The sequence below is a fragment of the Serinicoccus profundi genome (genome assembly GCF_008001015.1).
Lineage (GTDB): Bacteria > Actinomycetota > Actinomycetes > Actinomycetales > Dermatophilaceae > Ornithinicoccus > Ornithinicoccus profundi.
In genome coordinates this window covers 159740-173131 of sequence record NZ_CP042862.1, presented here as the reverse complement: position 1 = coordinate 173131, position 13392 = coordinate 159740, and the positions used below count along the sequence as shown (strand labels likewise).

The following is a 13392-nucleotide window of genomic DNA, read 5'->3' as shown; positions in this document are numbered from 1 at the left end:
CATGACGATGGCCGGACGGTCGGCCGGTGCCGGCGCGGCAGGGTCGGTGAGCACCTCGATCTCGACCCGGCGCAGCACCTGGTCCATGACCCGGCGCGCGGCCGCGGCGCGGGCCCGGCCCACGGGGTCGGTGCGGACGGGGATCGGTGCGGGTCCGGTCATCGGACAGCCTCCTTCGGGTGGGGGGGACGTGCCTGCAGCGGCAGCTTGCGCCACAGGCGCAGACCGTGCAGGCGGATGAGCAGGGTGACGACCTGCGGCATGAGGGCGTGCCGCAGCGCCACCCGGCGCAGGGAGCGGGGTGTCGCCGGCTCGGGTAGGCCGTCGGTCACCGCCGTGATGACGCGCTCGCCGTCGCGATCGAGCCCGATGCTCACCGCGACCCGGCCGGGGGTCAGCCGCAGGGACACGGCATACCGGCCCGAGACGTCGTTGAAGGGCGAGACGTAGAACGCCTTGTCCATGCCCGAGCGACCGTCCTCGTCGACGTCGAGGAGGTAGGCGTGGCGCTCGCCGTAGGTGTTGTGGACCTCGAACACCACAGCGCGCACCCGGTCGTCGCGGTCGAGGCACCAGAAGACGGTGAGCGGGTCGAAGACGTAGCCCAGGACCCGGGCGTTGGCCAGCATGAGGACCCGGTCGGTGGGCTCCAGCTCGACGCCACGGTGGGCGAGGAAACGGGTGACGTCACCGCGGATGCCGCCGCCGAGGCGACCCTCGTCGAGGTGGTCCTCGGCGCTGAACCGGCTGGCCCAGCGCCAGGACCGCGGCAGGTGGTGCTCCGGCAGGTCGTCGACGTCCACGAGCCACTGGTAGGCGCGGTAGCGGAAGGCGTGCCGCACCGGCCGGTGGCGGGTGTGGGCCACCGTGCCGACGACCAGGGCCGGGACCCGGGTCGGTTCGAGGGCCAGCGGGCTCATGCCACGCCGCCGAGCTCGAGCTCCCCTTCCAGCTTGTGCACCGCCCCGAGACCAGACCGCGCGCCGTCCTCGTGGAAGCCCCACCCCAGGTGCGCACCGGCGAAGGCCAGGCGCGGCCCTCCCGCCTCGCGCAGTCGCGCCGCCGCCTCGATCGCCTCGTGCGTGAAGACCGGATGGGCGTACTGCCGCTCCACCAGCACCCGACCGGGGTCGACCCGGCCGACGTGGTTGAGGGTGACGACGTAGTCGGTGCCCGCGACGTCGTCGGGGTCCAGCCGGTGCAGGTTGTTCATCCAGTAGCTCACGAGCACCCGGTCGTCGCGGGCGGCGCACCCGGTGAGGCGGTAGTTCCACGAGGCCCGGGCCCGGCGCGCGGTCGGCAGCACCGCGGTGTCGGTATGCAGCACGGTCGGGTTGACCGAGTAGCGGATCGAGGCCAGGTCGGCGCGCTCGGCGTCGGTCGCGTCGGTGAGCATCTCCAGCGCCACGTCGGCGTGCGTGGCCAGCACGACGCGGTCGACCTGCTCGGTCCCGGGGGCGTCGCCACCGATGGTGAGGTCCACCCCGTCGCCGTGCCGGACGATGCCCCGGACGGGGGCTCCGGTGCGCACGGTGGCGCCCGAGGCGAGAAGCGCGGAGCGGATCGCCTCGACGTAGACCCGGCTGCCGCCGACGACCGTGCGCCAGGTCGGCGACCCACCGATGGTGAGCAGGCCGTGGTGGTCGAGGAACTCGAAGAGGTGGTGCGCGGGGTAGGCCGCGGCGTCGTCGTGGCCGGAGGACCACACGCACGAGATGAGCGGGATGGCGTAGTGGTGGACGAAGTAGGGGTCGAAGGACTCCCGCTGCAGGAAGCCGCCCCAGGTGATGGGCGCCGCCTCGCCCCGCCGCGCGTCGGCCAGCTCGGCGAGCGCCGCTTGGTGGAAGCGGGGCACCTCCCGCAGGAGCCGCCGGTAGCGGCCGTCCAGGAGCCGAGTCGGTTGCGCCAGCAGGCCGCTGATGCCCTTGGCGCCGGCGAAGGAGAGCCCGCACTCGTCGCAGGTGATCGACATCGACATCTCCGTCTCCTGCGTGGGGATGTCGAGCTCGGCGAAGATCCGGCGCAGCATCGGGTAGGTCTTGTCGTTGTGCACGATGAACCCAGAGTCGATGCGCAGGTCGGTGCCCTGCGGGCTCGTGACGTCGTGGGTGTCGGCGTGCCCGCCGAGACGGTCATCGGCCTCCAGCAGGAGCACCCGGTGGGTGCGCCGCAGGTGGTATGCCGCGCTCAGCCCGGCGATGCCGGGCGCCGATGACGGCAGCGGTAGGTCGGTGGTCGCTCACGGCGGGTGATGGCCTGTCGGAAGGGGTGGGTGGGGGCAGGGTGGGGTCAGCGGACGGTCTGGGGTGTCGCCCCACGGCGGCGGGCGACCGCCCACACCCCGAGGCCGAGGACGACCAGGGCCGTGAGGGCCGCGGCGACGCCGACGACGTCGGAGCGCAGCTCGCCGGTGAGTCGGCCGGAGGACACCCAGGCGGTGCCCCAGACGACGGCGGCCGCCAGCCCGATCTGGAAGAGGCGCTGGTCGGTGCGCCCCAGCAGCACGGCGGCGATGGCGACGACGGTGGCGAGCACGGCCACGGTCAGCCAGGTGGAGAGGGTGGTGTCGACGGGCACGCCGAGGCCGACCAGCCAGGAGGCGATGTTGGCGCAGGTGGCGACGCAGATCCACCCGAGGTAGAGCCCGAACGTCGCCGACACCCAGACGTCCGCGCCGAGGCCCTGCCGGGGCAGACCGGCGGTGCGGCGCAGCACGAGGCCGAGCGAGAGGACGATGCCGATCATCACGAGCACCGACACGGCGATCCAGCCGGCGAAGACGACGAGGAGCCACAACCCGTTGAGCGCGATGGCGGCGGCGGCGGGCAGCCTCGTCACCCGTGCCCAGCGCGAGTCGGCGACGGCCGGGAGCCACTGCCACACGACATACCCGGCGAGACCGAGGTAGATCACCGACCAGATGGAGAAGGCCGGGCCCTGCGGTGCGATGAGGGTGGCGCTGTCGGAGAAGAGCCCACCGCCCTGGTTCTCCACACCGCCGCCGCCGACCAGGCCGAGGCCGATGAGGGTGCCGCCGACCCACAGGAGGGCGGCCAGGGTCACGACGATCTGCTGGGTGCGGGTGCTCACCGGTCGGCCTTCCTGCGGAGCAGGGCGGTGGCCACGGCGGCAGCAGCGGCGCTGGCCACCGTGCCCCAGGCGAGGTCGAGCCCGACGACGTCGGCCGGGAAGCCCTCGATGACGGCCAGGCTGGTGAGGTCGTAGGCGGCATAGGCCACCAGACCCAGCGCCCCGCCCTGGAGGGCGGCGCGGGCGATGCTGCCCGAGGCCACCCCCGGGGCGGTCGCGAAGTGGGTGAGCCCCACGGTGTAGATGCCGTAGAAGGCGGCCGCCGCGGGCACGTTGATCGGGTCGGCCATGAGCGAGCCGAAGCTGTCGGCGTACTCCTCCTTGGCCAGGACCCCGAGCCAGAGGGCGTCCAGCGCGCCGAAGGCCACGCCGGTGGCCGCCAGGGAGGCGAGCCACCGGCCGGGGCTCAGCCGCGCCTCGCGACGGCCGTCGCTCATGGCAGCTCGACGACGGTCGGGCCGGGGTCCTCCTGGTCACCCTTGCCGGTGACCATCTTGAGCGTGTCGACGGCGGTGCCGACGAGGGAGGAGCCGCCCCAGTACATGACGGTGTCGCCGTTGACCTTGAGCACGACGTTGTCGGGGTTCTCCGGGCCGCCCTCCATGAAGGCGTCGGCGCCCTTGGACCACAGCTGCTCGACGAGCGCGCGGTCCTCGATGATGCTGGCCGTCCCCGCGAGGGACACCCACGCCTTCATCGAGGAGTAGGCGACATTGACGTTGGGGTGGGCGCGCACGTCGCTCACCACGGCGCTGCTGCCCCGCACGAGGAAGAGCACGTCGCCGTCCTCCTCGTGGACCTGGGTCGACAGCGGCCGGCTGGTCAGCCGTCCGTCGCCGGAGCTGGAGTCGACCGTCGTGAGCATGGCGATGTCCATCCCGGACATGACCTTGTGGGCCTCCGCCACGGCCTCGGGGTCGGAGGTGACGGTCACCGGGTCGGCGGGGCTGGAGTCATGGTGCTCAGTCATGGTCGTCTGCCTTTCGGGAAGTGCCTTGTTCAAGGTTTTGCACAAGGTTTGTTCAGTCTAGGACAGCCGGGCTCCCTCATCCCGCGGAGGCGTCCCTCAGCTCGCCGCGGACCACGCTCTGACCGCCGTGGGCGGGGTCGCCGTCGAGCGCCTCGCGGGAGATGTCGACGACGGCGTAGTCCGCGAGGTCGACCCCGGCCGGGAGGCTGAACTCCGCGCTGGTGCCGGAGATCACCCCGACGGTGACCATGCCGCTGAGGTCGGGCCGCAGCAGCCAGACCTCGAGGTAGCCCTCCCCGGCGTCGGGCAGCTCGGCGACCTCGACCCGCAGCCGCTGCTCGCCGTCGACCGCGACGACCTGGGCCGTGCCCTCGACCGGCTCACCCGCGTCGGGGAGCTCGGCGAGGGTGCCGTCGGCCACGACGACCTCGCTGGCGCCCGGGCCGGCGCCGAGCACCTGGGTGCCGAGCCACGCCACGAGCGCGCCGACCGCCGCGGCGGCGAGCAGCGGCCAGCGGGCCGGGCGGCGCCCACCGTCGGCGCCACGCCGGCCCGCGAGGTCATCACGTCGTGGGGTGCCCACGGCACCCTGGGCGGGCTCGTCCTCGGTCAGCTCGGCACGCACTGCCTCCCAGACGCCGGGCGGAGGGCCGGCGGAGACGTCGCCGGCCCGACGCAGGAGACCCTCGACGCGATCGGCCGGGGGGTCGCCCGCGGGCCGGTCGGCATACCGGTCAGGGTTCATCGCGCACCTCCGAGGAGTGTTCGGAGCCGAGCCAGTGTTCGGTTCGTATGGGTCTTGACCGTCCCGAGCGGGAGGTCGAGCCGCTCGGCGATCTCCCGTTGCGTGAGGTCCTCGACGTAGGCGAGCAGGATGATGCGTCGTTGGGGGTCGCCGATGCGTTCCAGCTCCTCGTAGATCGTGAGCAGGTCGGTGCTGTCGGCGGCCGTCCAGGCCTGGGCGTCCGAGACCTCGGGCGCCGCGTCGGCGACTGGCACCTGGCGCTGCCGGGAGCGCAGCTCATCGACGATCCGGCGGCGGGTGATCCCGACCAGCCACGCGCCGAGCGGTCCCGCCGAGGGGTCGTAGGTGTCGCGCCCCCGCCACGCGGAGACGAACACCACCTGGGTGACGTCGTCCGCGCCATCGGCCCCCACCGCGCGACGGGCCAGCCCGTGCACGAGGCCGGACCAGCGGCGGTAGGCCCGCTCGAGGGCGTCGCGCTCACCACGGACCCACGCGGTGGCGATGTCGTCGTCGTCATCACCGGCGCCGGTCATGCCGCAAGCCTAGGCGACGTGCGCCCGGCCAGCCTGGGGTGACTAGGGTCTGCGGTATGCCCGTCGCCGTCGCCCCACGCCTCGACACCCTGCTCACGCCGCTGGCCGGCGGACCGCTCCCGGTCCACCTGATCGCCTGGGACGGGTCCACCGCCGGCGCCGACCCCGCGACCGCCCCGACCGTGCGGATCACCAGCCCGCAGGCCCTGCGGCGCCTGCTGTGGTCGCCCGGTGAGCTCGGGGCCGCGCAGGCCTTCGTCACCGGGGAGGTCGTCGTCGACGGCGACCTCGGGGAAGCCCTCACGCAGGTCCGCGACGAGCTGCTGCGCCGCGCGCCGCAGCCCAGCGCCGCCGAGCGCGCCAAGGCCGTCGCCGGGGTGGGCCTGCTCGCCAAGGACCTCGGGCTCCTCGGCGCGCGCCCGGCGCCGCCCGCCTCCCAGGCCGTGGTCACCGGGCGGCTGCACAGCCTGGGCCGCGACCGGGCGGCGATCAGCCACCACTACGACCTGTCCAACGACTTCTACGAGCTCATCCTCGATGACCAGATGGCCTACTCCTGCGCCTACGTCACCGCCGAGGGAGCCGATCTGGTCCACGGCCGGGAGGACGCGGCCTACACCCTGGAGCAGGCGCAGTTCGACAAGCTCGACCTCGTCTGCCGCAAGCTCGGCCTGCACACCCGCCCCGACCAGCGCTTCGTCGACGTCGGGTGCGGCTGGGGGTCGCTCACGCTGCACGCCGCCCGGGAGCACGGGGCGCGGGTCACCGCGGTGACGATCAGCCGCGAGCAGCAGGCCTTCGTGCAGGCGCGCGCGCAGGAGCAGGGGGTGGCCGACCGGGTCGACGTGCGGCTGCAGGACTACCGCGAGGTGCCGGAGTCCGGCTTCGACGCGGTCGCCTCCCTCGAGATGGGTGAGCACGTCGGCGACAAGAACTACGCGACGTATGCCGCGACCCTGCACCGTCTCGCCGCGCCCGGTGCGCACGTGCTGGTACAGCAGATGAGCCGGCCGGGCAAGAACCCGGGCGGCGGGCCCTTCATCGAGTCCTTCATCGCCCCCGACATGTCGATGCGGCCGGTCGGCGCGACGATCCAGCTCCTCGAGCGGGCCGGCCTGGAGCTGCGGGGGGTGCAGGCGCTGCGCGAGCACTACGCCTGGACCATCCGCTCCTGGGAGGAGCGCCTGCGCCAGCGGCGCGCCGAGGTGGTCGAGATGGTGGGCGAGGAGGTCACCCGGGTGTGGGAGCTCTACCTCGCCGGTGGCGCCTGGACCTTCGCCGCTGGCCGGATGGGCGTCGACCAGCTGCTGCTCCGCCGGCCGGACTGAGGCTGCGGGCGCGGTGCACGGCACCTCGTCGGCGCGGGCGCCGTCAACGGGCAGGCGTCGCCGTGATGACGAGGTTGTCGGAGTAGCTCCCGGCGCGCTCGGACCACTCACCGGTGCAGGTGATGAGCTGCAGGCGCGCAGGACCATCACGGTCGAAGACGTCATCGACGGGGAGCTCCTTCTTCTCGGTGGTGCGGCGCGCCGTCACGGTGTAGTCGAGCTCCGTGCCGTCGGCCCGCACCACGGTGATCGGGGTGCCCTCGCGCGCCCCGTCGAGCGCCAGGAAGGCACCCGGTCCCTCCCGGTCGTCGACGTGCCCGGCGATGACGGCCGAGCCGTCCTCGCCCGGCTGCGGACCGAAGCGGTACCACCCGGCGCGGTCGGCGTCCTCCGGGATCTCCATGAGGCCGTCACCGGTCACCCCGACGGCGTCGAGCGGGACGTCGAGGCCGAGGGTGGGCGCCAGCAGGCGCACCGGGACCCCGCCCGGGTCCGGGGCCACCGCCGCGACGGAGGCGTCCCTCACCCCCGGCGTCTCGACCCGGACCCGGGTGCGGTCGGCCGCGCGATCGGTCTCCTCGCGATCGGCTCCTTCGCGGTCGGCGGCCTCGCGATCGGGGTCCGCACGGGTGACGACCCCGCCCAGGGGCGCCGCGGTGGTGACAGGGCCCACCGCGGCGCCGGGCACCGCCGATCCCCCTTCGGTCGACGGCGTCGCAGGGGCGGACGACCCGAAGTCGGCGGCCGCCGGCAGCGGTCCACGCTGCAGGCCCCACAGGGCGAGCGCCACCACCACCAGCGAGCTGAGCAGGACCGCCGCCGCGGCCGGTGAGAACCGGCCGCGGCGGGGCTGGGTCCGAGGCAAGGCTCAGGCGACCTCGCGACGGACCAGGCGGCTGCCGGCGAGCACCGCGCCAGCAGCGCCGGCCATGAGGAGCACGGTCAGCGCTCCGGTCGAGGAGGAGAGCCCGCCCTGACCGGAGGGGACGCCGCCCGGGTCGCCGTGCAGGCCCTCGATCGTCTGCACCGCGAGGTCGAGGGTGCCGTCCTCGGCCGAGCCCCAGGCATACACGATGGTGTTGGTGCCCTCGGCGAGGTCCAGGTCGGCCGGGCCGATCGCGACGTCCTCGGTGCCCGCGAGCACCACGTCGGCCGACACCATCGCGGCCTCGAGGTCGAGGACCTCCTCGTTCGGGTTGGTGAGGCCCTCGATGACCGGGCTGCCCCCGGCGCGGACGTCGACCGCGGGCGCCGCGGCGGCGTGGCGGACGGTGAGCCGGGCCTGGCCGGCCTCGAGCATCGAGGTGTCGTTGACGAAGGCCGAGAGCATCGGCGTGCCGTCCTCGGCGAGGTGCGCGGCGAGGGTGAGGTTGGCCCCCGCAGGGACCGCGAGGCCCTCCGCGGAGATCGCCGGCTCGGCGGACTCGGGGTCGTCGCCGTCGGCATACACCTCGATGTCGTAGCTGCCCTCGGCCAGCATCAGCGGGTCCGTGAGCGTGCCGGGCTCGAAGTCGGGGACCGTCTCCTCGCCGTTGACGTAGACGTCGACCGTCAGGCCGGGTACGGCGTGCAGGACCGACACGGTGGACTCGTGGCCGTCGGCCAGGGCCGGGGTGGCGAGCGCCGCCGTGCCGACGCCGGCGAGCAGCGCGGCCGTGGTGGTGGCAGTGAACTTCCGCATGAGGGGTGCTCCTTCATCGCAGCTGGGGCGGACCTGTTCCGCCCTCACCCACCACTACGTCCAGGACCCCGGTGCGGATTCACCCTTTGTCCACAGTTTGTGGGAAAGGTGTGGACGTCACTGGTCAGCAGCGGTTGCGCGCCCGCCTCGAGCGGGTGCATAGTGGGAAAACCTTGGACACACATTAGACGTGGGTCCGTCGAGACGAAGGGTTCACCATGAGCGAGCAGCACGGTCACGAGCAGGGCCAGATGACCGGGACGGGCGGCGACACCGTCTCCTGGACCGACCTCGGCAAGGAGATGTGGAACTACCTCACGGGCCAGGGTGCGGCGATCAACTACACCTTCCAGGACCTCGCGGTCCAGGTGCCGCGCGACACCGGCGCCGACGCGCCGCGAGCGACCTGGAAGCTGGACGGCACGCTGCGGATCACCACCGAGGACCGCGCCCACGGCGCCTCCTGACGTGGTCGTCGGCGCATGACTGCACAGCTCCGCGTCGAGGCGGACCTCCGGCTGACGGTCGACGTCCCGGCCACCGACGACGGCCCGGCCGGCCGGTGGTCGGCCCGCATCCAGGGGGCCGGACAGGACATCGAGGTCGTGCTCGACCGCCTCGACGGTCTGCCCGTCGGCCTGGGGCGTCGGGCGGCCACCGATCTCGCCTCCGACCTCGCGGAGGCGGCGGCGGAGGCCGGCCTCACGTTGTCCGTCGTCGGCCCCCGCGGCCCGATCCTCTCCCTGGGCTCGGTGCGGGCCGGTCTCCTCGACCGCGCCGTGACCGGCTCACGGCACGTCGCGATCCGTGACCGCCGCGCCGCCCTGCAGCTGCTGCGGGGGAGCCGGCGCTCCGGCCCCTCGGTGGCCGATCTCACGCCGCCCGGCACCCCCTGGCCGCCCGCACCCACCCTCGCGCCGGTGCTGCGCCGGCGCGTGCGCACGACCCACGACCCCGCCGGCGGCGGTCGTCCTCGCCTCGTCTACTACCTCCCGCCCGGGCCGGAGCAGGGCGCGCCGCGCGAGACGGCCTACCTGCGCCGGGGCACGACGACGATCGGCTCCGCACCGGACAGCGATGTGCGCATCCCCGGCCTGCGACCGCAGCACGCGGAGATCCGGCGCGACCCCGCCACCGACGAGTACCTCCTGCACGCGCTCGGCCCTGAGCCGGCCACCGTCGCTGGCGAGCAGGCCACCGAGGGCCGGGTGCTGCGCACCGGCGCCACCCTCGCCTGCGGCACGCAGACCTTCGTCTACGTCCGGGACGAGTATGCCGACCACGGGCGCCCCTTCGGCGGCCGCGAGGGCGGGGAGTTCAGCCGGCAGCGCCCGCAGCGGCGGCCGCGCTACGACGCCTGAGGCCGGTGGCGGCCATGGCGTGAGGCCGACGGCGGCGGCGCCTGCTCGGGCCGTCGGCCACGGCTCAGGCCAGGAAGCCGCGCAGCAGGGCCGCCGTGCCCTCGAGGTGCTCGCGCATGGCCTCCTGCGCAGCGGCGGGCCGCCCGGCGAGGACCGCCACCACCACCGCCTCGTGCTGGTCGGAGGAGTGCACGAGGTTGGGCGGGATGAGCGGGATCTGGTCGAGCATGGCGTTGACCCGGTCGCGGACGTCGGCGACGACCCCGGCGAGGGAGGGTGAGCCGCCGAGCTCGGCGAGGGTGAGGTGGAAGCGGGCGTCGAAGGGGCGGTACTGCTCCACCCCGGCCGCCGCGCACTCGGTCGCGGCCGCGACGAGCCGCTGCTGCTCGGGACCGGCGAGCTCTCGCCGCGCCACGAGACCCGCGGCCGCGGGCTCGACGATCATCCGGAGGGTGAGCAGGTCCTCGACCTCGGCCGCATCGAGCGCGCCCTGCCCCGCGCGCGCCGGCGGCGCCGGGGAGACGTGGGTGCCGCCATACCGGCCCCGGCTCACCGTGACGTAGCCCGCCTCCTGGAGCTCGGCGAGCACCTCGCGCAGCGTCGTGCGCGACACCCGCAGCGACTCGGCCAGCTCACGCTCGGCGGGCAGCTTGGCGCCGGGCGGGAAGGTCCCCAGCCGCAGCAGGCGGAGCAGGTGCTCCATCGTCTCCTCGAAGACGTTGCCGCTGCGCACCGGACGGACGTGCGGCGTCTCGGCGGGCTGCATACCCCCAACCTAGGCGTCCGACCCCTTGACGAGGCGCCTCCACCCCCGCCAGACTCGACCTGCACGCCAATGGACCAACGATGATCCATTGATCTCGAGGAAGGTTCCCCATGCCCAAGCGCAGGGTCGACTACCAGGACGTCGCCGACGACTACCACCAGCACCGGCAGCTCAAGAAGGGCGCCGCCGGGTGGGTCCTCCTCGCCGGGCTCGGGGTCAGCTACGTCATCTCCGGCGACTTCGCCGGGTGGAACTTCGGCATCGACGAGGGCGGCTGGGGAGGTCTGCTCATCGCCACCGTGCTCATGGCCGTGATGTACACCTGCATGGTCCTCGGCCTGGCCGAGATGTCCTCGACGCTGCCGACCGCCGGCGCCGGGTACGGCTTCGCGCGACGGGCGCTCGGACCGCTGGGCGGCTACGCCACCGGTGTCGCCGTCCTCATCGAGTATGCCGTCGCCCCCGCCGCGATCGCCGTCTTCATCGGTGGCTACGTCGAGGCGTTGGGGCTCTTCGGCCTGACCAACTCCTGGCCGGTCTATCTCATCGCCTACCTCGTCTTCATCGGGTTGCACATCTGGGGCGTCGGGGAGGCGCTGAAGATCATGTTCGGGATCACCGCGATCGCCGTGATCGCCCTGGTCGCCACGGTGGTGGGACTCCTGCCGCACTTCCGGGTCGACAACCTCTTCGACATCGCGCCCACCGACGCCGTCGGCGCCAGCGAGTTCCTGCCCTACGGCTTCGCCGGGATGCTGGCGGCCCTGGTCTACGGCATCTGGTTCTTCCTCGCCGTGGAGGGTGTGCCGCTGGCCGCCGAGGAGACCGCCGACCCCAAGCGCGACATGCCCCGCGGCATCATCGTCGCGATGGGCGTCCTGCTCGTCTTCGCCGCCCTCATGCTGCTGCTGGTGCCGGGTTCGGCCGGTGCCGAGACCGTCCGGACCTCGGACAACCCCCTGCCGCTGGCCCTGCGCACCGCGCTCGGCGAGGACTCGTGGGTCGCCGGCTTCGTCAACTACGCCGGCCTCGCCGGGCTGGTCGCGAGCTTCTTCTCGATCATCTACGCCTACTCACGCCAGCTCTTCGCGCTCTCCCGCGCGGGCTACCTGCCCCGGGCACTGTCGTTGACCGGCTCCCGCAAGACCCCCTGGGTAGCTCTTCTGGTGCCCGGCACCATCGGTTTCCTGCTGGCGGCGATCACCCAGGACGGGGCACTCCTCATCAACATCGCCGTCTTCGGCGCGACCGTCTCCTACGTCCTGCTCAACCTCTCGCACATCGTCCTGCGTCGTCGCGAGCCGGACCTGGAGCGCGGCTACCGCACCCCCGGTGGTGTCGTCACCACCGGTATCGCCCTCACGCTCAGCGTGATCGCCGTCATCGCCACCTTCTTCGTGGACACCACCGCGGCCGGCATCACCGCAGCCGTCTTCCTGGCCTTCGTGGCCTACTTCTGGTTCTACAGTCGCCACCACCTGGTCTCGACCGCGCCAGAAGAAGAGTTCGCCCAGCTCACCGAGGCAGAAGGAGGCCTGCGATGACCCACCCCCGCAGCGACCGCATGCTCACCGTCGACCAGCTCCGGGGCGGGGTGGCGGACGGCTCGATCGAGACCGTCGTCGTCGCCTTCACCGACATGCAGGGTCGCCTCCAGGGCAAGTACCTCCACGCGCCCTACTTCGTCGAGCACGCCCTCGGCCACGGCGTCGAGGGCTGCAACTACCTTCTCGCCGTGGACACCGAGATGAACACCGTCGACGGCTACGCCATCTCCTCCTGGGAGGCCGGCTACGGCGACATGGAGTTCACCCTCGACACCGACACCATCCGGTGGGTGCCGTGGCTGGAGCGCACGGTGATGATCCAGTGCGACCTCGCCCTCACCGACGGCTCCCCGGTGCCCATGTCGCCGCGCTCGATGCTCACCTCCCAGGTCGAGCGCGCCGCCGAGCACGGCTGGTCGGCGGTCGCCGGCACCGAGCTGGAGTTCGTCGTCTACACCGACTCCTACGAGGAGGCCTGGGCCAAGGGGTATACCGGTCTCACCCCCGCGAACCAGTACAACATCGACTACTCCATCGTCGGGTCCGGCCGGGTCGAGCCGCTGCTGCGCCGGATCCGCGGCGACATGTGGACGGCGGGGATGACGGTCGAGTCGGCCAAGGGCGAGTGCAACCTCGGCCAGCACGAGATCGGCTTCCTCTTCGACGACGTCGTCACGACGTGCGACAACCACAGCGTCTACAAGACCGGCGCCAAGATGATCGCCGCGCAGCTGGGCCAGTCGCTGACCTTCATGGCCAAGCCCAACGAGCGGGAGGGCAACTCCTGCCACATCCACCTCTCGCTGCGCGGGCTGGACGGCTCCACCGTCTTCTGGGAGGACGACGGGCGCAGCGCGCTCTACGAGCACTTCATCGCCGGCGTGCTCGCGACCATGCGCGAGTTCACCCTCTTCTACGCCCCCAACATCAACTCCTACAAGCGCTTCGCCCAGGGCTCCTTCGCCCCGACCGCGGTCGCCTGGGGGCAGGACAACCGCACCTGCTCGGTGCGGACCGTCGGCGAGGGCTCCTCGGCGCGGATGGAGAACCGCGTGCCCGGCGGCGACTGCAACCCCTACCTCGCGGTGGCGGCGATGATGGCCGGCGGGCTGCACGGCATCGAGAACGAGCTCGAGCTGGAGCCGATGATGACCGGCAACGCCTACGAGTCCGACGCTCCGCTCGTCCCGCACACCCTGCGGGAGGCCCGCGACCTCTTCGCCGCCTCGGAGGTGGCGCGCGAGGCCTTCGGGCAGGACGTCGTGGACCACTACGTCAACATGGCCGACGTCGAGATCACCGCCTTCGACGCCGCGGTCACCGACTGGGAGCTGCGCAGAGGATTCGAACGTCTGTGAGCAGGCCACG

General features: G+C 72.9%; 15 protein-coding genes. 5 read left to right on the top strand and 10 right to left on the bottom strand.

Translation table 11 applies throughout. The annotated features are described in order from the left end of the window. Positions 1 to 158: 158 nt before the first annotated feature. The 7 genes from FA582_RS00770 to FA582_RS00740 form a co-directional block, all read right to left on the bottom strand. Positions 159 to 920 carry a DUF1365 domain-containing protein gene (locus tag FA582_RS00770; RefSeq protein WP_010145976.1) on the bottom strand — a complete coding sequence of 254 codons (762 nt, stop codon included), beginning with the start codon at positions 918 to 920 and terminating at the stop codon, positions 159 to 161. After that, entirely contained in the window at positions 917 to 2155 is a 1239-nt protein-coding gene (locus FA582_RS00765; protein ID WP_010145977.1) for an NAD(P)/FAD-dependent oxidoreductase, read from the bottom strand. The genes FA582_RS00770 and FA582_RS00765 overlap by 4 nt, the downstream gene beginning before the upstream one ends. Before the next feature lie 134 nt (positions 2156 to 2289). Then, positions 2290 to 3090 (bottom strand): tryptophan-rich sensory protein, encoded by an 801-nt coding sequence (locus FA582_RS00760; protein WP_010145978.1) that lies wholly within the window; start codon positions 3088 to 3090, stop codon positions 2290 to 2292. Next, positions 3087 to 3527 (bottom strand): DUF2177 family protein, encoded by a 441-nt coding sequence (locus FA582_RS00755; protein WP_010145979.1) that lies wholly within the window; start codon positions 3525 to 3527, stop codon positions 3087 to 3089. The genes FA582_RS00760 and FA582_RS00755 overlap by 4 nt, the downstream gene beginning before the upstream one ends. Beyond that, entirely contained in the window at positions 3524 to 4060 is a 537-nt protein-coding gene (locus tag FA582_RS00750; protein WP_010145980.1) for a pyridoxamine 5'-phosphate oxidase family protein, read from the bottom strand. The genes FA582_RS00755 and FA582_RS00750 overlap by 4 nt, the downstream gene beginning before the upstream one ends. A 76-nt stretch (positions 4061 to 4136) precedes the next feature. After that, positions 4137 to 4805, bottom strand: a complete 669-nt coding sequence (locus FA582_RS00745) for an anti-sigma factor (protein ID WP_010145981.1) — start codon at positions 4803 to 4805, stop codon at positions 4137 to 4139. After that, positions 4802 to 5341: an RNA polymerase sigma factor gene (locus FA582_RS00740; RefSeq protein ID WP_010145982.1), complete on the bottom strand. Its 540-nt coding sequence runs from the start codon at positions 5339 to 5341 to the stop codon at positions 4802 to 4804. The genes FA582_RS00745 and FA582_RS00740 overlap by 4 nt, the downstream gene beginning before the upstream one ends. 56 nt (positions 5342 to 5397) lie before the next feature. Between FA582_RS00740 and FA582_RS00735 the strand changes: the two genes are divergently transcribed. Continuing rightward, the gene (locus FA582_RS00735) at positions 5398 to 6669 is read left to right on the top strand and encodes a class I SAM-dependent methyltransferase (protein WP_010145983.1); all 1272 of its coding nucleotides are present in this window, start codon (positions 5398 to 5400) and stop codon (positions 6667 to 6669) included. A gap of 43 nt (positions 6670 to 6712) precedes the next feature. On the opposite strand, the gene FA582_RS16270 is transcribed toward FA582_RS00735, so the two are convergent. Next, entirely contained in the window at positions 6713 to 7534 is an 822-nt protein-coding gene (locus tag FA582_RS16270) for a class F sortase (RefSeq protein WP_010145984.1), read from the bottom strand. 3 nt (positions 7535 to 7537) lie between these two features. Continuing rightward, the gene (locus FA582_RS00720; RefSeq protein WP_010145986.1) at positions 7538 to 8350 is read right to left on the bottom strand and encodes a DUF4397 domain-containing protein; all 813 of its coding nucleotides are present in this window, start codon (positions 8348 to 8350) and stop codon (positions 7538 to 7540) included. Positions 8351 to 8568: 218 nt separating this feature from the next. On the opposite strand from FA582_RS00720, the gene FA582_RS00715 reads away from it, so the two are divergent. Beyond that, positions 8569 to 8817: a hypothetical protein gene (locus FA582_RS00715; RefSeq protein WP_010145987.1), complete on the top strand. Its 249-nt coding sequence runs from the start codon at positions 8569 to 8571 to the stop codon at positions 8815 to 8817. A gap of 15 nt (positions 8818 to 8832) precedes the next feature. Then, on the top strand, positions 8833 to 9711 hold the full coding sequence (locus FA582_RS00710) for an FHA domain-containing protein (protein WP_010145988.1): 879 nt from the start codon (positions 8833 to 8835) through the stop codon (positions 9709 to 9711). A gap of 64 nt (positions 9712 to 9775) precedes the next feature. Here the strand turns inward: FA582_RS00710 and FA582_RS00705 are convergent, their stop codons facing one another. Continuing rightward, positions 9776 to 10477, bottom strand: coding sequence for a FadR/GntR family transcriptional regulator (locus FA582_RS00705; protein ID WP_010145989.1), 702 nt, complete (start codon positions 10475 to 10477; stop codon positions 9776 to 9778). 110 nt (positions 10478 to 10587) lie between these two features. Here FA582_RS00705 and eat point away from each other — a divergent pair, with 110 nt between their 5' ends. Continuing rightward, complete coding sequence (gene eat / locus FA582_RS00700; protein WP_010145990.1) at positions 10588 to 12021, top strand: ethanolamine permease; 1434 nt, start codon at positions 10588 to 10590, stop codon at positions 12019 to 12021. Further along, a complete protein-coding gene (locus FA582_RS00695; RefSeq protein ID WP_010145991.1) occupies positions 12018 to 13382 on the top strand; it encodes a glutamine synthetase family protein in 1365 nt (454 codons plus the stop codon). The genes eat and FA582_RS00695 overlap by 4 nt, the downstream gene beginning before the upstream one ends. Positions 13383 to 13392 lie beyond the last annotated feature (10 nt).

Coding starts and splice junctions, on each gene's coding strand:
- FA582_RS00770 (WP_010145976.1), bottom strand. CDS start 920: ATGAGCCCGCTGGCCCTCGAACCGACCCGGGTCCCGGCCCTGGTCGTC.
- FA582_RS00755 (WP_010145979.1), bottom strand. CDS start 3,527: ATGAGCGACGGCCGTCGCGAGGCGCGGCTGAGCCCCGGCCGGTGGCTC.
- FA582_RS00750 (WP_010145980.1), bottom strand. CDS start 4,060: ATGACTGAGCACCATGACTCCAGCCCCGCCGACCCGGTGACCGTCACC.
- FA582_RS00745 (WP_010145981.1), bottom strand. CDS start 4,805: ATGAACCCTGACCGGTATGCCGACCGGCCCGCGGGCGACCCCCCGGCC.
- FA582_RS00740 (WP_010145982.1), bottom strand. CDS start 5,341: ATGACCGGCGCCGGTGATGACGACGACGACATCGCCACCGCGTGGGTC.
- FA582_RS00735 (WP_010145983.1), top strand. CDS start 5,398: ATGCCCGTCGCCGTCGCCCCACGCCTCGACACCCTGCTCACGCCGCTG.
- FA582_RS00720 (WP_010145986.1), bottom strand. CDS start 8,350: ATGCGGAAGTTCACTGCCACCACCACGGCCGCGCTGCTCGCCGGCGTC.
- FA582_RS00715 (WP_010145987.1), top strand. CDS start 8,569: ATGAGCGAGCAGCACGGTCACGAGCAGGGCCAGATGACCGGGACGGGC.
- FA582_RS00710 (WP_010145988.1), top strand. CDS start 8,833: ATGACTGCACAGCTCCGCGTCGAGGCGGACCTCCGGCTGACGGTCGAC.
- FA582_RS00705 (WP_010145989.1), bottom strand. CDS start 10,477: ATGCAGCCCGCCGAGACGCCGCACGTCCGTCCGGTGCGCAGCGGCAAC.
- eat (WP_010145990.1), top strand. CDS start 10,588: ATGCCCAAGCGCAGGGTCGACTACCAGGACGTCGCCGACGACTACCAC.
- FA582_RS00695 (WP_010145991.1), top strand. CDS start 12,018: ATGACCCACCCCCGCAGCGACCGCATGCTCACCGTCGACCAGCTCCGG.